The following is a 20,967-nucleotide window of genomic DNA, read 5'->3' as shown; positions in this document are numbered from 1 at the left end:
CAAGCTGAAAATTGAAAACAACGCACATTGTTTATCGCTTAAACAATGTGAGAGTCTCTCAAAAATCTCAACTTGAATAGTGTACTTTGAACTATCGAGTCGACGAGCGACATGAGTTCAAGGCAGCCCGCGCACAGCAAGCGCAGCGTACTTAACGTACGTGAGCATTGCGCGCACGGACTAACGCCGAAATCATGAAGCACAGTCACTCGTTGTAAGAAGACACCTTCGGGTTGTGAGGTTAAGCGACTAAGCGTACACGGTGGATGCCTAGGCAATCAGAGGCGATGAAGGACGTGCTAATCTGCGATAAGCGTCGGTAAGGTGATATGAACCGTGATAACCGACGATTTCCGAATGGGGAAACCCAGTGCAATTCGTTGCACTATCGTTTGATGAATACATAGTCAAACGAAGCGAACCGGGGGAACTGAAACATCTCAGTACCCCGAGGAAAAGAAATCAACCGAGATTCCCCTAGTAGCGGCGAGCGAACGGGGAGCAGCCCAGAGTCTTAATCAGCATTAGCATCAGGAGAACGGTCTGGAAAGGCCGGCAGTAAAGGGTGATAGCCCCGTATCCGAAGGTGTTAGTGTTGTGAACTCGACGAGTAGGGCGGGACACGTGTTATCCTGTCTGAATATGGGGGGACCATCCTCCAAGGCTAAATACTCCTGATTGACCGATAGTGAACCAGTACCGTGAGGGAAAGGCGAAAAGAACCCCGGCGAGGGGAGTGAAATAGAACCTGAAACCGTGTACGTACAAGCAGTGGGAGCCCCACCACCAAAGCATTTTCTGGTGTTGAGGACAACTTTGAAGTGACATTCAACACGCGTTGGCGGAGCGTTTTTTGCGACGCCCAACACACAAAACAAGCAGTGAATGTGCTTTGGGGTGGGGTGACTGCGTACCTTTTGTATAATGGGTCAGCGACTTATATTCTGTAGCAAGGTTAACCGTATAGGGGAGCCGTAGGGAAACCGAGTCTTAACTGGGCGAATGAGTTGCAGGGTATAGACCCGAAACCCGGTGATCTAGCCATGGGCAGGTTGAAGGTTGGGTAACACTAACTGGAGGACCGAACCGACTAATGTTGAAAAATTAGCGGATGACTTGTGGCTGGGGGTGAAAGGCCAATCAAACCGGGAGATAGCTGGTTCTCCCCGAAAGCTATTTAGGTAGCGCCTCGTGAACTCATCTTCGGGGGTAGAGCACTGTTTCGACTAGGGGGTCATCCCGACTTACCAACTCGATGCAAACTACGAATACCGAAGAATGTTATCACGGGAGACACACGGCGGGTGCTAACGTTCGTCGTGAAGAGGGAAACAACCCAGACCGCCAGCTAAGGTCCCAAAGTCATAGTTAAGTGGGAAACGAAGTGGGAAGGCTCAGACAGCCAGGATGTTGGCTTAGAAGCAGCCATCATTTAAAGAAAGCGTAATAGCTCACTGGTCGAGTCGGCCTGCGCGGAAGATGTAACGGGGCTAAACTATGCACCGAAGCTGCGGCAGCGATATGTAAATATTGTTGGGTAGGGGAGCGTTCTGTAAGCCTGTGAAGGTGTGCTGTGAGGCATGCTGGAGGTATCAGAAGTGCGAATGCTGACATAAGTAACGATAATGCGGGTGAAAAACCCGCACGCCGGAAGACCAAGGGTTCCTGTCCAACGTTAATCGGGGCAGGGTGAGTCGACCCCTAAGGCGAGGCAGAAATGCGTAGTCGATGGGAAACGGGTTAATATTCCCGTACTGGTGATAATTGCGATGGGGGGACGGAGAAGGCTAGGCTATCCGGGCGACGGTTGTCCCGGTTTAAGGATGTAGGCAGGTGAATTAGGCAAATCCGGTTCATTATATGCTGAGGTCCGATGACGAGTCACTACGGTGATGAAGTAGCTCATGCCCCGCTTCCAGGAAAAGCCTCTAAGCTCTAGATTATCATTAATCGTACCCCAAACCGACACAGGTGGTCAGGTAGAGAATACTCAGGCGCTTGAGAGAACTCGGGTGAAGGAACTAGGCAAAATGGTGCCGTAACTTCGGGAGAAGGCACGCTGGCGCTAGGTGAAGTCCCTCGCGGATGGAGCTGAAGCCAGTCGCAGATACCAGCTGGCTGCAACTGTTTATTAAAAACACAGCACTGTGCAAACACGAAAGTGGACGTATACGGTGTGACGCCTGCCCGGTGCTGGAAGGTTAATTGATGGGGTTATCCGTAAGGAGAAGCTCTTGATCGAAGCCCCAGTAAACGGCGGCCGTAACTATAACGGTCCTAAGGTAGCGAAATTCCTTGTCGGGTAAGTTCCGACCTGCACGAATGGCGTAATGATGGCCAGGCTGTCTCCACCCGAGACTCAGTGAAATTGAACTCGCTGTGAAGATGCAGTGTACCCGCGGCAAGACGGAAAGACCCCGTGAACCTTTACTATAGCTTGACACTGAACATTGAGCCTTGATGTGTAGGATAGGTGGGAGGCTTTGAAGTGTGGACGCCAGTCTGCATGGAGCCAACCTTGAAATACCACCCTTTAATGTTTGATGTTCTAACGTAGCCCCGTTATCCGGGGTGCGGACAGTGTCTGGTGGGTAGTTTGACTGGGGCGGTCTCCTCCCAAAGAGTAACGGAGGAGCACGAAGGTTGGCTAAGCATGGTCGGACATCATGCGGTTAGTGCAAAGGCATAAGCCAGCTTGACTGCGAGAGTGACGGCTCGAGCAGGTACGAAAGTAGGTCTTAGTGATCCGGTGGTTCTGAATGGAAGGGCCATCGCTCAACGGATAAAAGGTACTCCGGGGATAACAGGCTGATACCGCCCAAGAGTTCATATCGACGGCGGTGTTTGGCACCTCGATGTCGGCTCATCACATCCTGGGGCTGAAGTAGGTCCCAAGGGTACGGCTGTTCGCCGTTTAAAGTGGTACGCGAGCTGGGTTTAGAACGTCGTGAGACAGTTCGGTCCCTATCTGCCGTGGGCGTTGGAAGATTGAAAGGGGCTGCTCCTAGTACGAGAGGACCGGAGTGGACGCACCACTGGTGTTCGGGTTGTCATGCCAATGGCATTGCCCGGTAGCTAAGTGCGGAAGAGATAACCGCTGAAAGCATCTAAGCGGGAAACTTGCCTTGAGATGAGTCTTCCCTGACTCTTTAAGGGTCCTAAAGGAACGTTTAAGACTAAGACGTTGATAGGTTGGGTGTGTAAGCGTAGCGATACGTTGAGCTAACCAATACTAATGAACCGTGAGGCTTAACCTGACAACACCGAAGGTGTTTTAGAGAGATTATGTTGATTCAATAAGCGTGAGAAGCCGAAAGGTGAAGGACACAGCAGCTTGTTCGAGATTGATGTTCTGGTTTAGTGCGCGAAAGTGAGACTAAACGGGAACACACAGAATTTGTCTGGCGGCAATAGCGCGGTGGTCCCACCTGACCCCATGCCGAACTCAGCAGTGAAACGCCGTAGCGCCGATGGTAGTGTGGGGTCTCCCCATGTGAGAGTAGGGAACTGCCAGACATTCAATTTTAAGGTTGTGTCAGTACTGACTGACCGCACCATATTGCTGATATGGCTCAGTTGGTAGAGCACACCCTTGGTAAGGGTGAGGTCCCCAGTTCGAATCTGGGTATCAGCACCATATAATCGGCATTTAAAAAGAATTTACCTAGCGGCAATAGCGCGGTGGTCCCACCTGACCCCATGCCGAACTCAGTAGTGAAACGCCGTAGCGCCGATGGTAGTGTGGGGTCTCCCCATGTGAGAGTAGGGAACTGCTAGGTTTTAAATATAAAGAAGCCACCCATTGGGTGGCTTTTTGCATTCTATTAATAGCGCAATTCTCACTAATTATCTTATTTTCCTAATCTTGCTATTCACTCTTAATCCAGCCTGATAGACTTATCCTATCCTAGTTTTATTTGTACTGAAGGCTGTAATGAACCTAACGTCTGAACTTAAATCATTTAATAGCTTTGGCATTCAAGCAAAAGCATTATCAATTGTTTTTGTGGATAACCAAGAATCTTTACTCCAACAATGGGTCGAGGCTAAAAATCAGCAACTCCCAGTATTATTATTAGGGGGGGGAAGTAATGTTCTATTTGTTGCAGACTTTGAAGGTGTTGTAATTATTAATCAGCTTAAGGGAATAGAAATAACAGAAGATAACAGTTATTGGTATGTTCATACTCAAGCAGGTGAAAATTGGCATCAATTACTTGAAACATTATTGAGTAAAGGTATTTGTGGTGCAGAAAATTTAGCATTAATCCCGGGTTGTGTGGGTTCTGCACCCATTCAAAATATAGGTGCTTATGGTATAGAGCTGAAAGATATATGTGAGTATGTTGATGTGCTTTCCCTTGAAACAGGCAGAGTAATACGACTAACAGCTTCAGAGTGCCAATTTGGCTATCGTGATAGTATTTTTAAGCATGAGTATCAATATGGCTATGTCATCATCAGTGTTGGGTTAAAATTAGCTAAAGAATGGGTTCCTAAGCTTATGTATGGAGATCTTGCTCAACTTGATCCCAATACAGTAACACCAGAGCAAGTATTTAATTCGGTATGCCAAACACGTAGAAGCAAATTACCTGACCCAACAGTAACGGGCAATGCGGGTAGTTTCTTTAAAAATCCTGTTATTTCAGCAGAAAAGGCACAGGCCATAAAAATAGCTTATCCTAATTGCCCTCAATATGAACAAGCAGATGGTAGTGTTAAATTAGCCGCAGGTTGGTTAATTGACCAGTGCGGTTTAAAAGGTCATCAAATAGGTGGCGCAGCTGTTCACACCCAACAGGCGTTGGTATTAATTAATAAACAGCACGCAACAGGGCAAGATATTGCTAACTTGGCGAAATATGTGAGCCAAACGGTAGCAAAGCGCTTTGATATTATTTTAGAGCCAGAAGTAAGGTTTATCGGTCGAGTGGGAGAAGTTAATGCAATGGATTATATTCGATGAAAGAAACTAATATTCCTTTACAGCTAATTGATATCTTAGCTGATGCTCAGGTCCATTCGGGGGAGCAACTCGGTGAACAATTAGGAATGACAAGATCTGCAATTAATAAACATATCAAAACATTGCGCTCTTGGGGATTAAATATAGAAACAATAGCTGGCAAAGGCTATAAGCTTCCATATCAAATCAATTTATTAAGTGAAGAAGCCATTAAAAAGCAAATTGATGATGTGAATATTATTGTTGAGCCAGTGATCGATTCAACAAACCAATATATGTTAGAGCGTATTGCTGAGCTTAAATCAGGAGATACTTGCTTAGCCGAATATCAAAGTGCTGGACGTGGTAGAAGAGGGCGTCAGTGGATATCTCCATTTGGTTGTAATCTATATCTTTCAATGTATTGGAGATTAGAACAAGGCCCAGCAGCAGCAGTGGGACTAAGTCTGGTTGTGGGCATCGTAATTGCTGAAGTTTTAAATAGAATTAGTCAAGAAAAAGTGAAAGTAAAGTGGCCTAATGACCTGTATATGAATGATAAAAAACTTGCAGGAATTCTTGTTGAATTAACTGGTAAAACAGGAGATGCAGCTCATATTATTATTGGTGTTGGTATTAACATTGGAATGAATAATAACAATATTGAAAGTTCAAAATCAATAACACAAGAATGGTCATCACTAAGAGATGAGGTTGAAAATATAGAGCGTAATGAATTATCTGCTAATATTATTAAGTCATTAAGAGAATCTTTAGTTATATTTGAATACGAAGGACTAAAACCATTTTTAGAGCGATGGTTTAAACTAGATAATTTTCTGAACAGGCATGTTAAGTTATTGATAGGTAATGATATAATATCAGGTATTGAGCGTGGCGTTAATGATCAAGGTGCATTATTACTACAAAAGGATAATGGAGAAATAATTCCCTATATTGGAGGGGAAATATCCTTAAGGCTAAATGAGTGATATATTATTGGCCGGAGATAAGCCGGCCAATATAAATAATTATTTTCTTAATCTAACACTCTGAATAGTATGGTTCTCACCTTTAGTCATAATTAAACTGGCTCTTTCCTTCGTTGGTAATATATTTTCTTCAAGATTTAATCCATTAATTTCATCCCAAATAGACCCTGCAATATTAATAGCTTCATCTTCACTTAATTTAGAGTAGCTATGGAAATAAGAATCAGGATCTGAGAATGCACCTTGCCTAAATTTAAGAAACCGACCGATATACCATTGTTTTAATAATTCAGGTGCAGCATCGACATAAATGGAAAAATCAACAAAATCAGATACAAAGACATGATGAGGATCTTGCGGGTAATCCATATCACTTTGTAAGACATTCAGCCCTTCAAGTATTAAAATATCAGGTTGATCAATGATTTGTTCTTGGTCAGGAACGATATCATACGTTAAATGTGAATAAACAGGAGCCTTAACGTTACGTGCACCTGACTTTATTTGCGACACGAAGTTAACGAGTTTTCGCATATCATAAGATTGCGGAAACCCTTTTTTCTTCATGATATTCCTATCTTTTAATACTTGATTAGGATGTAAGAAACCATCAGTTGTAATCAAGTCAACTTTACGGTGTTCTGGCCAACGAGTGAGTAGTGCTTGTAGTAAACGTGCAGTTGTACTCTTACCAACAGCTACACTACCTGCTATACCAATAATATAAGGCACTTTTGCGCCATTAGTTCCAAGGAATTGCTCTAGGACAGCCTGACGACGCAAGTTTGAGCTGATATAAAAATTCAATAAACGCGATAAAGGTAGATAAATCTCTATAACATCTTCCATAGAGAGTTCTTCGTTAATCCCTTTTAACTCTAGAAGTTCACTCGATGTTAATGTAAGTGGAACTGAATCACGTAACGTTGCCCAGTGTTCTCTATCAAACTCTAAGTATGGCGTAGTAATAAAATTTTCTTTCTTTTTCATAAACCAACATCTGCCTATTTTATGCAGGTTGGACAGGTTGCCTAAACACCCGTATCCATAAAATTTGCTAGCATCATAGCGAGTGAAAGTGGGGAGGCGTAGGTTTTTTTCTATTTTTTATGAGTTTTTTTTGATGTAGGCAGAAAAAATGATACTGAGTGATGAAAAAAACACCTAAAAATGAGAGGCTAAAATTGTGATATCGAATAAAAAATAATAATTTTAAAAATTTTAAGCCTCTTTCTCCCTTTACTGACCAAATGATAATGGACTATAGTTAACAGCTGCTGTTGATGTTTTAAGCTTAAAATAGTTAAAAAATCAACAAAAAGCCCAAAAGCGAACAAAATGTGAGCGAACAAACAAAAAAATTAATTTTTTTGTTGCAACCTGCGCCGACTCTACCTAGAATGCGCAGCACTTGATGCCGGCATAGCTCAGTTGGTAGAGCAACTGACTTGTAATCAGTAGGTCCCGAGTTCGACTCTTGGTGCCGGCACCATTAACAATTTGGATAGGTGGGATACCCAAGCGGCCAAAGGGAGCAGACTGTAAATCTGCCGTCACAGACTTCGAAGGTTCGAATCCTTCTCCCACCACCATTTCCAAGAAATTTTCTTAAGAGAAAATTTTGAGGAACAGTTTAACAGCTGATAACTCAGGTAGCCGAGTTCATTGCGGGCATCGTATAATGGCTATTACCTCAGCCTTCCAAGCTGATGATGCGGGTTCGATTCCCGCTGCCCGCTCCAAGATGTGCTGATATGGCTCAGTTGGTAGAGCACACCCTTGGTAAGGGTGAGGTCGGCAGTTCGAATCTGCCTATCAGCACCACTTCCCTTATGTTCTCACTAATCTCCCTGATTTGTCTCCTGAAAAAAACAAGCGAAATAAATTCTTGCTTGGTTGATGTGGTTTAACCACCGATTCCGTGTCTTAGAGGGACAATCTAATGTCTAAAGAAAAATTTGAACGTTCAAAACCGCACGTTAACGTTGGTACTATCGGCCACGTTGACCACGGTAAAACTACTCTGACAGCAGCTATCACTACTGTTCTGGCTAAAACTTACGGCGGTTCTGCTCGTGCATTCGACCAAATCGATAACGCACCAGAAGAAAAAGCGCGTGGTATCACTATCTCTACTTCACACGTAGAATACGATACTCCAACTCGCCACTACGCACACGTAGACTGCCCAGGACACGCCGACTATGTTAAAAACATGATCACTGGTGCTGCACAGATGGACGGTGCAATCCTGGTTGTTGCTGCGACTGATGGCCCAATGCCACAAACTCGTGAGCACATCCTGTTAGGTCGCCAGGTTGGTGTTCCTTACATCATCGTGTTCCTGAACAAATGTGACATGGTAGACGACGAAGAGCTGTTAGAATTAGTTGAAATGGAAGTTCGTGAACTTCTGTCTCAATACGATTTCCCAGGCGACGACACTCCAGTTGTTCGTGGTTCAGCTCTGAAAGCGCTGGAAGGCAACCCAGAGTGGGAAGCGAAAATTGTTGAATTAGCAGGCCACCTGGATACTTACATTCCAGAGCCAGAGCGTGCAATTGACAAGCCATTCCTGCTGCCAATCGAAGACGTATTCTCAATCTCAGGTCGTGGTACAGTAGTAACAGGCCGTGTTGAGCGTGGTATCATCAAAGTTGGTGAAGAAGTTGAAATCGTTGGTATTCAAGACACGGTTAAAACAACTTGTACTGGCGTTGAAATGTTCCGTAAACTGCTGGACGAAGGTCGTGCGGGTGAGAACGTAGGTGTTCTGCTGCGTGGTACTAAACGTGAAGAAATTCAACGTGGTCAAGTACTGGCAAAACCAGGTTCAATCAAGCCGCACACTAAATTCGAATCAGAAGTTTATATTCTGAGCAAAGATGAAGGTGGTCGTCACACTCCATTCTTCAAAGGTTACCGTCCACAGTTCTACTTCCGTACAACTGACGTAACCGGTACTATCGAACTGCCAGAAGGCGTAGAGATGGTAATGCCAGGTGATAACATCAACATGATCGTTACCCTGATCCACCCAATCGCGATGGACGACGGTTTACGTTTCGCAATCCGTGAAGGTGGCCGTACTGTAGGTGCGGGTGTTGTTGCAAAAATTATTGCATAATACATAGCTTCATTTAGTTTTAAAGAGGGGCACCTTATTAGGTGCCCTTTTTTGTTGTCATAAACAAAATTACTTATCTTGTCCGTAATCTATTCTTTTGATTTAAATTGTTCATGTAACAAACTTATTTGTAATAAATGATCTTTGTAAATCATTTTGAATGATAATTGAAATGCAAATCATTTTTATTTAAACTATCTGTATGTGATTTATACAGGTAAGCACCATGTACATTTGTCTTTGTGAAGCGATTACTGATAAACAAATCAGAAATGCTGCAAGAAAGTATCAAGTAACCTCACTGAAAGGGCTACGACAAATTTTGCCTGTAGGCTTAGAATGCGGGAAATGCATTAGGCAGACAAAGGCGATTTTATATGAAGAGCAAATGATTTTTGAGGATGCGTGTGCCCCTGAGGTTGCATAGTATCTTATACCATTCAAATTATTCCCACCAAATTTATCACTTTTGGTTTAAATACATTGCGTAAAAATTACACTAACATCAATTTCAGTACTACACTTAAAAGACTGGAAGCGATGGAGGGTAGCAATGAAAGGTGATAAAAAAATGATAGCCCACCTAAATAAACTACTGGGCAATGAGTTAGTTGCAATCAACCAATATTTTTTGCATGCTCGTATGTTTAAAAATTGGGGACTTACACGCCTCAATGAGATGGAATATCACGAATCAATTGATGAAATGAAGCACGCGGACAAATATATAGAGCGAATTCTTTTTCTCGAAGGTATTCCTAACCTACAAGATCTTGGTAAGTTAAATATTGGCGAAGATGTTGAAGAAATGCTGAAGTCAGATTTGCAGCTTGAAATCGATGGGGCGAAAAACCTAAAAGAAGCTATTAAATACGCAGATTCGGTTCATGACTACGTTAGTCGAGACCTGATGATTGAAATCTTAGCAGATGAAGAAAACCATATTGATTGGATAGAAACGCAATTAGAACTAATTACTCGCTTAGGAATTCAAAACTATCTTCAAGCGCAAGTTAGAGAAGAGTAATTTAGTATTTACATAGCTATTTGCTAAGTAAACTTGTATTAAAAGCCTCTCAGTCACTTCACTTCCTAAGTCTGAGAGGCTTTTTGATGAGTCTCTTCAAAAAAAATGCACATATTTTCCTCGATTACTTGTGTTTCCCTATAATTTACGTATAATGCGCGGGCTTACTGATGAGTAAGCCCTATATTTTAGGACTGAAATCTCAGTATTGAGTCAACGATTTGTTGCTCATTTAGACAATACTTCCGATTTGGAAGTTACATCAAGAACGATTACACTCTCCCATCAATCGAAATGGGTACGAGGAGTAATCATTTACGTTTATAAAATAGTTGGAGCTCTGGTCTCATGCAGAACCAAAGAATCCGTATCCGCCTGAAAGCTTTTGATCATCGTTTAATCGATCAATCAACTGCGGAAATCGTAGAGACTGCTAAGCGCACTGGTGCGCAAGTTCGTGGTCCTATCCCGCTGCCGACACGTAAAGAGCGTTTTACCGTTCTGATTTCTCCGCACGTTAACAAAGATGCGCGTGATCAGTACGAAATTCGCACTCACAAGCGTCTGGTTGACATCGTTGAGCCAACCGAAAAGACCGTTGATGCTCTGATGCGTCTGGACCTGGCTGCCGGCGTTGACGTGCAGATCAGCCTGGGTTAATCAGGTCGTCGAACGATTGAGAGGTTGAAACAATGAAAGGTTTAGTCGGTAAGAAAGTCGGTATGACTCGTATCTTCACTGAAGATGGCGTTTCTATACCTGTAACTGTTATCGAAATTGAAAATAACCGTGTTACTCAGGTTAAAACTGCAGAAACTGACGGTTATAATGCAATTCAGGTTACTACCGGGAGCAAAAAAGCTAACCGTGTAACTAAGCCTGAAGCAGGTCATTTCGCTAAAGCTGGCGTCGAAGCTGGCCGTATCCTACGTGAATTCCGTATTGAAGACAGTGCAGAATACACAGTAGGTCAAAGCATTAGCGTTGAAATTTTCGCTGACGTTAAAAAAGTCGACGTTACTGGTACATCTAAAGGTAAAGGTTTTGCCGGCACAGTTAAGCGCTGGAATTTCCGTACTCAAGATGCTACTCACGGTAACTCCTTGTCTCACCGTGTTCCGGGTTCTATCGGTCAAAACCAGACTCCGGGCAAAGTGTTTAAAGGCAAGAAAATGGCAGGCCAACTGGGTAATGAACGTGTAACTGTTCAAAGCTTAGATGTAGTACGTGTTGACGCTGAGCGCAACCTGCTGCTGGTCAAAGGTGCTGTTCCAGGAGCAACTGGTAGCAACCTGATCGTAAAACCGGCTGTCAAGGCTTAACGTCGAGGAGATAGGAATGGAATTGGTAATGAAAGACGCGCAAAGCGCGCTGACTGTTTCCGAAACTACCTTCGGGCGTGATTTCAATGAAGCGCTTGTTCACCAAGTAGTTGTTGCGTATGCAGCTGGTGCTCGTCAAGGTACTCGTGCTCAGAAAACTCGTGCTGAAGTTTCTGGTTCAGGTAAAAAACCATGGCGTCAAAAAGGTACTGGCCGTGCACGTTCTGGTTCAGTAAAGAGCCCAATTTGGCGCTCTGGTGGTGTTAGCTTCGCAGCTAAACCACAGGACCACAGTCAAAAAGTTAATAAGAAGATGTACCGTGGTGCTTTAAAAAGCATCCTCTCTGAGTTGGTACGTCAAGATCGTCTGATCGTTGTCGAGAAGTTCTCTGTTGAAGCACCTAAAACTAAGTTGCTGGCACAGAAACTGAAAGATATGGCTCTGGAAGATGTTCTGATCATCACTGCTGAATTAGATGAAAATCTGTTTTTAGCAGCACGTAACCTGTATAAGGTTGACGTTCGTGATGCAGCAGGTATTGACCCAGTTAGCCTGATCGCCTTCGACAAAGTGGTTATGACTGCTGATGCTGTGAAGCAAGTTGAGGAGATGCTGGCATGATCCGTGAAGAACGTCTGCTGAAAGTACTGCGCGCGCCGCATGTATCTGAAAAAGCTTCTACAGCGATGGAAAAAAGCAATACCATCGTTCTCAAAGTTGCGAAAGACGCGACTAAAGCAGAAATCAAAGCTGCTGTACAGAAACTGTTTGAAGTCGAAGTTGAAGGTGTTAACACTTTGCTGGTTAAAGGCAAAACTAAACGCCACGGTCAGCGTTTCGGTCGTCGTAGCGACTGGAAAAAAGCTTACGTCACGCTGAAAGAAGGCCAAAATTTGGACTTCATTAGCGGTGCTGAGTAAGTCGGAGGAGTAAAGAACAATGGCAGTTGTTAAATGTAAACCTACGTCTCCGGGCCGTCGCCACGTAGTTAAAGTGGTTAACCCTGAGCTGCATAAGGGTAAGCCTTATGCTCCGCTGTTAGAAAAAAACAGCAAATCCGGTGGTCGTAACAACAATGGCCGTATCACTACCCGTCACATCGGTGGTGGCCATAAGCAGCATTATCGTTTAGTTGACTTTAAACGCAACAAAGATGGTATTCCTGCAGTTGTTGAGCGTTTGGAATATGATCCAAATCGTTCTGCGAACATTGCACTGGTTCTATATAAAGACGGTGAACGTCGTTATATTCTTGCACCAAAAGGCTTGAAAGCTGGTGACCAGATTCAATCTGGTGTTGATTCAGCAATCAAAGCTGGTAATGCACTGCCGATGCGCAATATCCCTGTTGGTTCTACAGTTCATAATATCGAACTGAAACCAGGTAAAGGTGGACAGTTAGCGCGTTCAGCAGGTACTTACGCTCAAATCGTTGCTCGTGATGGCGCTTATGTCTCATTACGTTTACGTTCTGGTGAAATGCGTAAAGTTTTAGCTGATTGCCGTGCAACTCTTGGTGAAGTTGGTAACGCTGAACATATGTTACGTGTTCTCGGTAAAGCTGGTGCTAGCCGCTGGCGTGGTATTCGTCCTACCGTTCGCGGTACTGCGATGAACCCAGTTGACCATCCACATGGTGGTGGTGAAGGCCGTAACTTTGGTAAACACCCAGTAACACCATGGGGCGTTCAAACCAAAGGTAAGAAAACTCGTAGCAACAAGCGTACTGATCAATTCATCGTACGTCATCGTTCTAAAAAATAATTAGAGGATAAACCATGCCACGTTCTCTCAAGAAAGGTCCTTTTATTGACCTGCACTTGCTGAAGAAGGTAGAGAAAGCGGTGGAAAGCGGAGACAAGAAGCCTCTTAAGACTTGGTCCCGTCGTTCAACGATCTTTCCTAATATGATCGGATTGACCATCGCTGTCCATAATGGTCGTCAGCATGTTCCAGTTTTCGTAACCGACGAAATGGTTGGTCACAAACTGGGTGAATTCGCACCGACTCGCACTTATCGCGGCCACGCGGCAGATAAGAAAGCTAAGAAACGTTAAGGATAGGAGGAAGAGATGGAAACTTTAGCTATGCATCGCCACGCTCGTTCTTCTGCCCAGAAGGTTCGCTTAGTTGCCGACCTGATTCGCGGTAAGAAAGTGTCGCAAGCTCTGGAAATTCTGACCTACACCAACAAGAAAGCTGCTGGTTTAGTGAAGAAAGTACTTGAATCTGCAATTGCTAACGCAGAGCAAAACGATGGCGCTGACATTGATGACCTGAAAGTTGCGAAAATTTTCGTAGACGAAGGTCCAACCATGAAACGCATCATGCCGCGTGCGAAAGGCCGTGCAGATCGTATTCTTAAGCGCACCAGCCACATTACTGTGGTTGTGTCCGATCGCTGAGACTCTGGAGACTAGCAATGGGTCAGAAAGTACATCCTAATGGTATTCGCCTGGGTATTGTCAAACCTTGGAACTCTACTTGGTATGCGAACACCAATGAATTCGCTGACAACCTAGACAGCGATTTTAAAGTACGCCAGTACTTGAATAAAGAATTGGCAAAAGCGTCAATCTCTCGCATCGTTATCGAACGTCCTGCGAAAAGCATCCGTGTGACTATTCACACTGCTCGCCCAGGTATCGTTATCGGTAAGAAAGGTGAAGACGTTGAAAAACTGCGTAAAACAGTAGCGGATATCGCTGGTGTTCCTGCGCAAATCAATATCGCCGAAGTTCGTAAACCAGAACTAGACGCTAAATTAGTTGCTGACAGCATTTCTTCACAGCTGGAACGTCGTGTTATGTTCCGTCGTGCTATGAAGCGTGCAGTACAGAACGCAATGCGTCTGGGCGCTAAAGGTATTAAAGTTGAAGTCAGTGGCCGTTTAGGCGGTGCTGAAATCGCTCGTACCGAGTGGTATCGTGAAGGCCGTGTGCCACTGCACACATTACGTGCTGATATCGATTACAACACTTCAGAAGCGCACACCACTTACGGTGTTCTCGGCGTTAAGGTATGGATCTTCAAAGGTGAGATTCTGGGTGGTATGGCTGCTGTTGAACAAGCTGAGAAACCAGCTGCTCAACCTAAAAAGCAGCAGCGTAAAGGCCGCAAGTAAGGAGAGTCGCTGATGTTACAACCAAAGCGTACAAAATTCCGTAAGGTGCACAAAGGCCGCAACCGTGGTCTAGCGCAAGGTACGGATGTTAGCTTCGGCACTTTCGGTCTTAAAGCTGTTGGCCGTGGTCGTCTGACTGCACGTCAGATCGAAGCGGCACGTCGTGCTATGACCCGTGCTATTAAGCGTCAAGGTAAAATCTGGATCCGTGTGTTCCCAGACAAACCAATCACTGAGAAACCACTCGAAGTTCGTATGGGTAAAGGTAAAGGTAACGTAGAATATTGGGTTGCCTTAATCCAGCCTGGTAAAGTACTGTACGAAATGGACGGTGTGCCTGAAGAGCTGGCTCGTGAGGCATTCTCTCTGGCAGCAGCGAAACTGCCTATCAAAACCACCTTTGTAACTAAGACGGTGATGTAATGAAAGCACAAGAGCTGCGCGAAAAAAGCGTTGAAGAGCTGAATGCTGAACTTTTGAACCTGTTACGTGAACAATTTAATTTACGTATGCAGGCTGCAAGTGGTCAGCTGCAACAGTCTCATCTGTTGAAACAAGTGCGTCGCGATATCGCACGTGTGAAGACTTTACTGACTGAGAAGGCAGGTGCGTAATGAGCGATAAAATCCGTACTCTGCAAGGTCGTGTAGTTAGCGATAAAATGGAGAAATCTATTGTTGTTGCTATCGAGCGTATGGTGAAACACCCTCTGTATGGTAAATTCATCCGTCGTACGACTAAATTGCACGTACATGACGAGAACAATGAATGTGGAATCGGTGACGTGGTAGAAATCCGCCAAACTCGTCCACTGTCTAAGACTAAGTCTTGGGCCTTAGTTCGCGTTGTAGAAAAAGCTGTTCTGTAATAGAATAACTTTTCTTGATGAATAAACGGCTCTTTTTGATTGAGCCGTTTATTTTTTTCTGTCCAACACGATGATGTGGTGTTATAATGCCGCGCCCTCGTAGTATGGGTATATTTGAACGGCCTCTTCATAATGAGGTGGCTCAGTAGTAGTTGACATTTAGCGGAGCACTAAAATGATCCAAGAACAGACTATGCTGAACGTGGCCGACAACTCCGGTGCACGTCGCGTAATGTGTATCAAGGTTCTAGGTGGCTCGCACCGTCGCTATGCACATGTAGGCGACATCATTAAAATTACTGTTAAAGAAGCAATTCCACGCGGTAAAGTTAAAAAGGGTGATGTCCTGAAAGCGGTAGTGGTGCGCACCAAGAAGGGTGTACGTCGCCCTGACGGTTCTGTCATTCGCTTCGATGGTAATGCTTGTGTGTTATTAAATAATAACAGCGAGCAAGTAATCGGTACGCGTATTTTTGGGCCGGTAACTCGTGAACTTCGTAATGAGAAGTTTATGAAAATTATCTCTCTGGCACCTGAAGTACTCTAAGGAGCGAAACTATGGCAGCGAAAATCCGTCGTGATGACGAAGTTATCGTGCTAACTGGGAAAGACAAAGGTAAGCGCGGTAAAGTAAAGCAGGTTATTTCTTCTAGTAAAGTTATCGTTGAAGGTATCAATCTGGTTAAAAAACATCAGAAGCCTGTACCGGCTCTGAACCAACCAGGTGGCATCGTTGAAAAAGAAGCGGCTATTCAAGTTTCTAACGTTGCAATCTTTAACGCGGCAACTGGTAAGGCTGACCGTGTAGGCTTTAGATTCGAAGACGGCAAAAAAGTCCGTTTCTTCAAATCTAACAGTGAAACTATCAAGTAATTTTTGGAGTATACGATGGCGAAACTGCATGATTACTATAAAGACGAAGTAGTTAATAAACTCATGACTGAGTTTAGCTACACTTCTGTCATGCAAGTCCCTCGGGTCGAGAAGATCACCCTGAATATGGGTGTTGGTGAAGCGATTGCTGATAAAAAACTGCTGGATAACGCAGCAGCTGATTTAACAGCGATCTCAGGTCAAAAACCTTTGATCACCAAAGCACGCAAATCTGTTGCAGGCTTCAAAATCCGTCAGGGCTATCCAATCGGCTGTAAAGTAACCCTGCGTGGCGAACGCATGTGGGAGTTCCTTGAGCGTCTGATTTCTATTGCTGTACCACGTATTCGTGACTTCCGTGGCTTGTCCGCTAAGTCTTTCGATGGTCGCGGTAACTACAGCATGGGTGTTCGTGAACAAATCATCTTCCCTGAAATCGATTACGATAAAGTGGATCGCGTACGTGGTTTAGATATTACTATCACCACTACTGCGAAATCAGATGACGAAGGTCGCGCACTGTTAGCAGCGTTCAACTTCCCGTTCCGCAAGTAAGGCAGGGTACTCATGGCTAAGAAATCTATGAAAGCGCGTGATGTTAAACGTGCTAAATTAGCTGAGAAATTCTTCGCAAAACGCGTAGAACTGAAAGCTATCATCTCTGATGTTAAAGCATCTGATGAAGATCGCTGGGACGCTGTTCTCAAGCTGCAAACACTGCCACGTGATTCAAGTCCTTCTCGTCAGCGTAATCGCTGCCGTCAAACAGGGCGTCCGCACGGTTTCCTGCGGAAGTTTGGTCTGAGCCGTATTAAAGTCCGTGAAGCCGCTATGCGCGGTGAAATCCCGGGCCTTAAAAAGGCAAGTTGGTAATTCCATTTGAATCACGGGAGTAAAGACAGATGAGCATGCAAGATCCCATCGCGGATATGCTGACCCGTATCCGTAACGGTCAGGCCGCGAACAAAGTTGCGGTCACCATGCCTTCCTCCAAGCTGAAAGTGGCAATTGCCAAAGTGCTGAAGGAAGAAGGTTATATTGAAGATTTTAAAATTGAAGGCGACATCAAGCCAGAACTGGAACTGACTTTACGTTATTTCCAAGGTAAGGCTGTTGTAGAAAGCATTCAGCGTGTAAGCCGCCCAAGTCTGCGCATCTATAAGAAAAAAGATGAGCTGCCACAAGTTATGGCTGGTTTAGGTATCGCTGTTGTTTCTACCTCTAAAGGTGTCATGACTGATCGTGCAGCTCGCCAAGCTGGTCTTGGTGGCGAGATTCTCTGCTACGTAGCTTAATTCGGGAGGAAAGAATGTCTCGTGTGGCAAAAGCACCCGTCGTCATTCCTGCCGGCGTAGAGGTAAAACTCAACGGTCAGGTTATTTCGATTAAGGGTAAAAACGGCGAGCTTACTCGTACTATCCATAATGCAGTTGAAGTTAAAAGCGAAGACAATCAACTGACTTTCGCACCACGCGAAGGTTTTGATGATGCATGGGCACAAGCGGGTACTACTCGTTCACTGTGTAATGCAATGGTTGTTGGTGTTACCGAAGGCTTCACTAAAAAGCTTCAACTGGTCGGTGTTGGTTACCGTGCAGCAATCAAAGGCAATGCTGTAAGCTTGTCTTTAGGTTTCTCGCATCCGGTTGAACACGCACTGCCAGCAGGCATTACTGCTGAATGCCCAACACAAACTGAAATCGTACTGAAAGGTGCGGATAAGCAAGTGATTGGTCAAGTTGCAGCAGAACTGCGTGCTTACCGTCGTCCTGAACCTTACAAAGGTAAAGGTGTTCGTTACGCCGATGAAATCGTGCGTACCAAAGAGGCTAAGAAGAAGTAAGGTAACACTATGGATAAGAAAGCAGCTCGTATCCGTCGTGCGACCCGCGCACGCCGTAAGATCCAAGAATTGGGTGCGACTCGCCTGGTGGTACATCGTACTCCACGCCATATTTATGCGCAGGTTATCGCACCAAACGGTTCTGAAACATTGGTTGCAGCTTCTACTACAGAAAAAGCTATCAATGAACAAGTTAAGTTTACTGGAAACAAAGACGCAGCAGCAATTGTTGGTAAATTAGTTGCTGAACGCGCACTGGAAAAAGGCATCACTGTTGTTGCTTTTGACCGTTCTGGTTTCCAATATCATGGTAGAGTCCAGGCACTGGCAGATGCTGCCCGTGAAGCTGGCCTTCAGTTCTAAGGTAGAGGTGTAAGATGGCTCACATCGAGAAACAAGCTGGCGAACTGCAGGAAAAGCTGATCGCGGTAAACCGCGTAGCAAAAACCGTTAAAGGTGGCCGTATTTTCAGCTTTACCGCACTGACTGTAGTTGGTGATGGTAACGGTCGCGTTGGTTTTGGCTACGGCAAAGCGCGCGAAGTTCCGGCAGCAATCCAGAAAGCGATGGAAAAAGCCCGTCGCAGTATGAAAACCGTTGCTCTAAACAACGGCACATTGTTCCACCCTGTGAAAGGTACACACACTGGTTCTCGTGTGTTTATGCAACCTGCTCACGAAGGTACCGGTATCATTGCCGGCGGTGCAATGCGTGCTGTTTTAGAAGTAGCTGGAGTTCGCAACGTACTGGCTAAAACCTATGGTTCCACAAACCCAATCAACGTGGTTCGTGCAACACTGGATGCTTTAGACAGCATGAAGTCTCCAGAAATGGTCGCAGCTAAGCGTGGAAAATCCGTCGAAGAAATTCTGGGGTAATCGGCTATGGCTAAGACTATTAAAATTACACAAGTTCGCAGTTCAATCGGTCGTCTGCCTAAGCATAAGGCAACACTGGTCGGTTTAGGTCTGCGTCGCATTGGTCATACAGTAGAGCGCGAGGATACTCCTGCTGTACGTGGTATGGTCAACTTGGTTTCCTACATGGTTAAAGTTGAGGAGTAAGAGATGCGTTTAAATACTCTGTCTCCGGCTGAAGGTGCCAAGCACGCGCCTAAACGCGTAGGTCGTGGTATCGGTTCTGGTCTGGGTAAAACCGGCGGCCGTGGTCACAAAGGTCAGAAATCTCGTTCTGGCGGTGGCGTACGTCGTGGTTTCGAAGGTGGCCAGATGCCTTTATACCGTCGTTTGCCGAAATTCGGCTTCACTTCACGTAAAGCAATGATCACTGCAGAGATTCGTCTGTCTGATTTTGCTGCTGTTGAAGGCGATGTTATTGATCTGAACGCACTGAAAGCCGCGAACGTTGTTGGCATCCAGATTGAATATGCTAAGGTTATTCTGTCTGGCGAAGTGAACCGTGCAGTTACTGTACGTGGCCTTCGTGTTACTAAAGGTGCTCGCGCTGCAATCGAAGCTGCCGGCGGTAAAATTGAGGAATAAGTGACAGATGGCTAAACAACCAGGATTAGATTTTCAAAGTGCCAAGGGTGGAGCTGGTGAACTTAAACGCAGACTTTTGTTTGTAATTGGTGCGCTAATTGTTTTCCGAATTGGTTCTTTTATTCCAATCCCTGGTATTGATGCCACTGTGCTTGCCAAATTGCTCGAACAGCAACAAGGCACCATCATTGAAATGTTTAACATGTTCTCTGGTGGTGCTCTTAGCCGTGCTTCTATCTTTGCTTTGGGTATCATGCCGTATATTTCGGCATCGATCATTATCCAATTATTATCAGTGGTTAATCCACGATTAGCAGAGATCAAGAAGGAAGGAGAAGCAGGTCGTCGGAAGATAAGCCAATATACTCGCTGGGGTACTCTGGTATTAGCAATATTCCAATCTATTGGTATTGCAATGGGTCTACCGAATATGCCAGGGATGCAAGGGTTAGTCATTGATCCAGGCCTCCCGTTCTACTTTACGGCAGTTGTTAGCTTAGTCACAGGGACTATGTTCCTAATGTGGTTAGGTGAGCAGATAACTGAAAGAGGTATCGGTAACGGTATTTCTATCATTATCTTCGCTGGTATTGTTGCGGGGTTACCGCCGGCTATTGGCCATACCATCGAGCAAGCTCGGCAAGGCGATCTGCACTTCCTCCTGTTGCTGTTGGTTGCGGTGTTAGTATTCGCGGTTACTTTCTTTGTTGTGTTTATGGAACGTGGTCAACGTCGTATTGTCGTTAATTACGCTAAACGTCAGCAAGGGCGCCGTGTTTATGCAGCACAAAGTACGCATTTACCGTTAAAAGTGAATATGGCGGGTGTAATTCCTGCAATTTTTGCTTCCAGTATCATACTATTCCCGGGTACAATAGCTTCTTGGTTTGGTGATGGAACTGGCTGGGACTGGCTGACTACAATTTCTATGTATTTGCAGCCTGGTCAACCGTTATATGTGTTACTTTATGCATCTGCGATCATCTTCTTCTGTTTCTTCTATACGGCGTTGGTTTTCAACCCAAGAGAAACAGCAGATAACCTGAAGAAGTCCGGTGCATTTGTACCAGGAATTCGTCCGGGAGAGCAAACGGCCAAGTACATTGATAAGGTAATGACTCGTTTAACATTAGTTGGCGCATTATATATTACCTTCATCTGCCTAATCCCGGAGTTCATGCGTGACGCAATGAAAGTACCTTTTTACTTTGGTGGTACTTCCCTCTTAATCGTGGTTGTCGTTATCATGGACTTTATGGCTCAAGTGCAAACTCTAATGATGTCAAGTCAGTATGAGTCTGCATTGAAGAAAGCAAACCTGAAAGGTAAGTAATCACTTA

The 20,967-nt window shown here is 44.8% G+C and carries 28 protein-coding genes, 5 tRNA genes and 3 rRNA genes; 35 read left to right on the top strand and 1 reads right to left on the bottom strand.

Annotated elements, in window-relative coordinates; genetic code table 11:
• Positions 1-239: 239 nt before the first annotated feature.
• From P3L37_RS20270 to birA, 6 genes are all read left to right on the top strand, one after another.
• A 23S ribosomal RNA gene (locus tag P3L37_RS20270) occupies positions 240-3,257 on the top strand.
• Positions 3,258-3,400: 143 nt separating this feature from the next.
• Positions 3,401-3,516: ribosomal RNA gene (gene rrf, locus P3L37_RS20265) — 5S ribosomal RNA — on the top strand.
• 45 nt (positions 3,517-3,561) lie between these two features.
• Positions 3,562-3,637, top strand: a tRNA-Thr gene (locus P3L37_RS20260).
• 26 nt (positions 3,638-3,663) lie between these two features.
• Positions 3,664-3,779 (top strand): 5S ribosomal RNA (gene rrf, locus P3L37_RS20255).
• Positions 3,780-3,934: 155 nt separating this feature from the next.
• A complete protein-coding gene (murB, locus tag P3L37_RS20250; RefSeq protein WP_109913346.1) occupies positions 3,935-4,969 on the top strand; it encodes a UDP-N-acetylmuramate dehydrogenase in 1,035 nt (344 codons plus the stop codon).
• Positions 4,966-5,940, top strand: a complete 975-nt coding sequence (gene birA, locus P3L37_RS20245) for a bifunctional biotin--[acetyl-CoA-carboxylase] ligase/biotin operon repressor BirA (RefSeq protein ID WP_109913347.1) — start codon at positions 4,966-4,968, stop codon at positions 5,938-5,940. The genes murB and birA overlap by 4 nt, the downstream gene beginning before the upstream one ends.
• Positions 5,941-5,979: 39 nt before the next feature.
• Here birA and coaA read toward each other — a convergent pair whose 3' ends face one another.
• A complete protein-coding gene (gene coaA, locus P3L37_RS20240) occupies positions 5,980-6,930 on the bottom strand; it encodes a type I pantothenate kinase (RefSeq protein ID WP_109913348.1) in 951 nt (316 codons plus the stop codon).
• A gap of 426 nt (positions 6,931-7,356) precedes the next feature.
• On the opposite strand from coaA, the gene P3L37_RS20235 reads away from it, so the two are divergent.
• From P3L37_RS20235 to secY, 29 genes are all read left to right on the top strand, one after another.
• A tRNA-Thr gene (locus P3L37_RS20235) sits at positions 7,357-7,432 on the top strand.
• Between the two features lie 15 nt (positions 7,433-7,447).
• Positions 7,448-7,532: transfer RNA gene (locus P3L37_RS20230), tRNA-Tyr, on the top strand.
• Positions 7,533-7,607: 75 nt separating this feature from the next.
• Positions 7,608-7,682: transfer RNA gene (locus tag P3L37_RS20225), tRNA-Gly, on the top strand.
• Between the two features lie 6 nt (positions 7,683-7,688).
• Positions 7,689-7,764: transfer RNA gene (locus P3L37_RS20220), tRNA-Thr, on the top strand.
• A gap of 118 nt (positions 7,765-7,882) precedes the next feature.
• Positions 7,883-9,067: an elongation factor Tu gene (gene tuf / locus P3L37_RS20215; RefSeq protein ID WP_004264373.1), complete on the top strand. Its 1,185-nt coding sequence runs from the start codon at positions 7,883-7,885 to the stop codon at positions 9,065-9,067.
• Between the two features lie 226 nt (positions 9,068-9,293).
• Entirely contained in the window at positions 9,294-9,494 is a 201-nt protein-coding gene (gene bfd / locus P3L37_RS20210) for a bacterioferritin-associated ferredoxin (protein ID WP_109913262.1), read from the top strand.
• Positions 9,495-9,620: 126 nt separating this feature from the next.
• Complete coding sequence (bfr, locus tag P3L37_RS20205) at positions 9,621-10,094, top strand: bacterioferritin (protein WP_004907125.1); 474 nt, start codon at positions 9,621-9,623, stop codon at positions 10,092-10,094.
• Between the two features lie 348 nt (positions 10,095-10,442).
• Positions 10,443-10,754, top strand: a complete 312-nt coding sequence (gene rpsJ / locus P3L37_RS20200; RefSeq protein WP_001181005.1) for a 30S ribosomal protein S10 — start codon at positions 10,443-10,445, stop codon at positions 10,752-10,754.
• A 32-nt stretch (positions 10,755-10,786) separates the two neighbouring features.
• The gene (gene rplC / locus P3L37_RS20195) at positions 10,787-11,416 is read left to right on the top strand and encodes a 50S ribosomal protein L3 (RefSeq protein ID WP_004265414.1); all 630 of its coding nucleotides are present in this window, start codon (positions 10,787-10,789) and stop codon (positions 11,414-11,416) included.
• A gap of 16 nt (positions 11,417-11,432) precedes the next feature.
• The gene (gene rplD / locus P3L37_RS20190; RefSeq protein ID WP_004265418.1) at positions 11,433-12,038 is read left to right on the top strand and encodes a 50S ribosomal protein L4; all 606 of its coding nucleotides are present in this window, start codon (positions 11,433-11,435) and stop codon (positions 12,036-12,038) included.
• On the top strand, positions 12,035-12,337 hold the full coding sequence (rplW, locus tag P3L37_RS20185) for a 50S ribosomal protein L23 (protein WP_004265420.1): 303 nt from the start codon (positions 12,035-12,037) through the stop codon (positions 12,335-12,337). The genes rplD and rplW overlap by 4 nt, the downstream gene beginning before the upstream one ends.
• Positions 12,338-12,356: 19 nt before the next feature.
• Positions 12,357-13,181, top strand: a complete 825-nt coding sequence (gene rplB, locus P3L37_RS20180) for a 50S ribosomal protein L2 (RefSeq protein WP_004907128.1) — start codon at positions 12,357-12,359, stop codon at positions 13,179-13,181.
• 14 nt (positions 13,182-13,195) lie between these two features.
• Positions 13,196-13,474 (top strand): 30S ribosomal protein S19, encoded by a 279-nt coding sequence (gene rpsS, locus P3L37_RS20175; protein WP_004265426.1) that lies wholly within the window; start codon positions 13,196-13,198, stop codon positions 13,472-13,474.
• A 15-nt stretch (positions 13,475-13,489) separates the two neighbouring features.
• Positions 13,490-13,822 (top strand): 50S ribosomal protein L22, encoded by a 333-nt coding sequence (gene rplV, locus P3L37_RS20170; RefSeq protein WP_004265430.1) that lies wholly within the window; start codon positions 13,490-13,492, stop codon positions 13,820-13,822.
• A 17-nt stretch (positions 13,823-13,839) separates the two neighbouring features.
• Complete coding sequence (rpsC, locus tag P3L37_RS20165) at positions 13,840-14,541, top strand: 30S ribosomal protein S3 (RefSeq protein WP_004907131.1); 702 nt, start codon at positions 13,840-13,842, stop codon at positions 14,539-14,541.
• A gap of 12 nt (positions 14,542-14,553) precedes the next feature.
• Positions 14,554-14,964, top strand: a complete 411-nt coding sequence (gene rplP, locus P3L37_RS20160) for a 50S ribosomal protein L16 (RefSeq protein WP_004265436.1) — start codon at positions 14,554-14,556, stop codon at positions 14,962-14,964.
• Entirely contained in the window at positions 14,964-15,155 is a 192-nt protein-coding gene (gene rpmC, locus P3L37_RS20155; protein ID WP_004265442.1) for a 50S ribosomal protein L29, read from the top strand. Before rplP ends, rpmC begins: the two co-directional genes overlap by 1 nt.
• Positions 15,155-15,409 carry a 30S ribosomal protein S17 gene (gene rpsQ, locus P3L37_RS20150; protein WP_004265446.1) on the top strand — a complete coding sequence of 85 codons (255 nt, stop codon included), beginning with the start codon at positions 15,155-15,157 and terminating at the stop codon, positions 15,407-15,409. Before rpmC ends, rpsQ begins: the two co-directional genes overlap by 1 nt.
• Positions 15,410-15,584: 175 nt before the next feature.
• A complete protein-coding gene (rplN, locus tag P3L37_RS20145; protein ID WP_004265449.1) occupies positions 15,585-15,956 on the top strand; it encodes a 50S ribosomal protein L14 in 372 nt (123 codons plus the stop codon).
• An 11-nt stretch (positions 15,957-15,967) separates the two neighbouring features.
• On the top strand, positions 15,968-16,282 hold the full coding sequence (rplX, locus tag P3L37_RS20140; protein ID WP_004265452.1) for a 50S ribosomal protein L24: 315 nt from the start codon (positions 15,968-15,970) through the stop codon (positions 16,280-16,282).
• Between the two features lie 15 nt (positions 16,283-16,297).
• Positions 16,298-16,837 (top strand): 50S ribosomal protein L5, encoded by a 540-nt coding sequence (rplE, locus tag P3L37_RS20135; RefSeq protein ID WP_004265455.1) that lies wholly within the window; start codon positions 16,298-16,300, stop codon positions 16,835-16,837.
• Between the two features lie 12 nt (positions 16,838-16,849).
• Entirely contained in the window at positions 16,850-17,155 is a 306-nt protein-coding gene (gene rpsN, locus P3L37_RS20130) for a 30S ribosomal protein S14 (protein ID WP_004265458.1), read from the top strand.
• Positions 17,156-17,184: 29 nt separating this feature from the next.
• On the top strand, positions 17,185-17,577 hold the full coding sequence (rpsH, locus tag P3L37_RS20125; RefSeq protein ID WP_004907134.1) for a 30S ribosomal protein S8: 393 nt from the start codon (positions 17,185-17,187) through the stop codon (positions 17,575-17,577).
• A 14-nt stretch (positions 17,578-17,591) separates the two neighbouring features.
• Complete coding sequence (gene rplF, locus P3L37_RS20120; RefSeq protein ID WP_004265464.1) at positions 17,592-18,125, top strand: 50S ribosomal protein L6; 534 nt, start codon at positions 17,592-17,594, stop codon at positions 18,123-18,125.
• Between the two features lie 9 nt (positions 18,126-18,134).
• Complete coding sequence (gene rplR / locus P3L37_RS20115; RefSeq protein WP_004907138.1) at positions 18,135-18,488, top strand: 50S ribosomal protein L18; 354 nt, start codon at positions 18,135-18,137, stop codon at positions 18,486-18,488.
• Positions 18,489-18,502: 14 nt separating this feature from the next.
• Complete coding sequence (rpsE, locus tag P3L37_RS20110; protein WP_004265471.1) at positions 18,503-19,003, top strand: 30S ribosomal protein S5; 501 nt, start codon at positions 18,503-18,505, stop codon at positions 19,001-19,003.
• 6 nt (positions 19,004-19,009) lie between these two features.
• A complete protein-coding gene (rpmD, locus tag P3L37_RS20105) occupies positions 19,010-19,189 on the top strand; it encodes a 50S ribosomal protein L30 (RefSeq protein WP_004265475.1) in 180 nt (59 codons plus the stop codon).
• Between the two features lie 3 nt (positions 19,190-19,192).
• Positions 19,193-19,627, top strand: coding sequence for a 50S ribosomal protein L15 (rplO, locus tag P3L37_RS20100; protein ID WP_004265478.1), 435 nt, complete (start codon positions 19,193-19,195; stop codon positions 19,625-19,627).
• A gap of 7 nt (positions 19,628-19,634) precedes the next feature.
• Entirely contained in the window at positions 19,635-20,960 is a 1,326-nt protein-coding gene (secY, locus tag P3L37_RS20095; protein WP_004265481.1) for a preprotein translocase subunit SecY, read from the top strand.
• Positions 20,961-20,967 lie beyond the last annotated feature (7 nt).

This window comes from Providencia sp. PROV114, from assembly GCF_032704305.1.
GTDB lineage: Bacteria > Pseudomonadota > Gammaproteobacteria > Enterobacterales > Enterobacteriaceae > Providencia > Providencia rettgeri.
The sequence above is the reverse complement of the archived record's forward strand: the minus strand, read 5'-3'. Positions and strand labels throughout refer to the sequence as shown.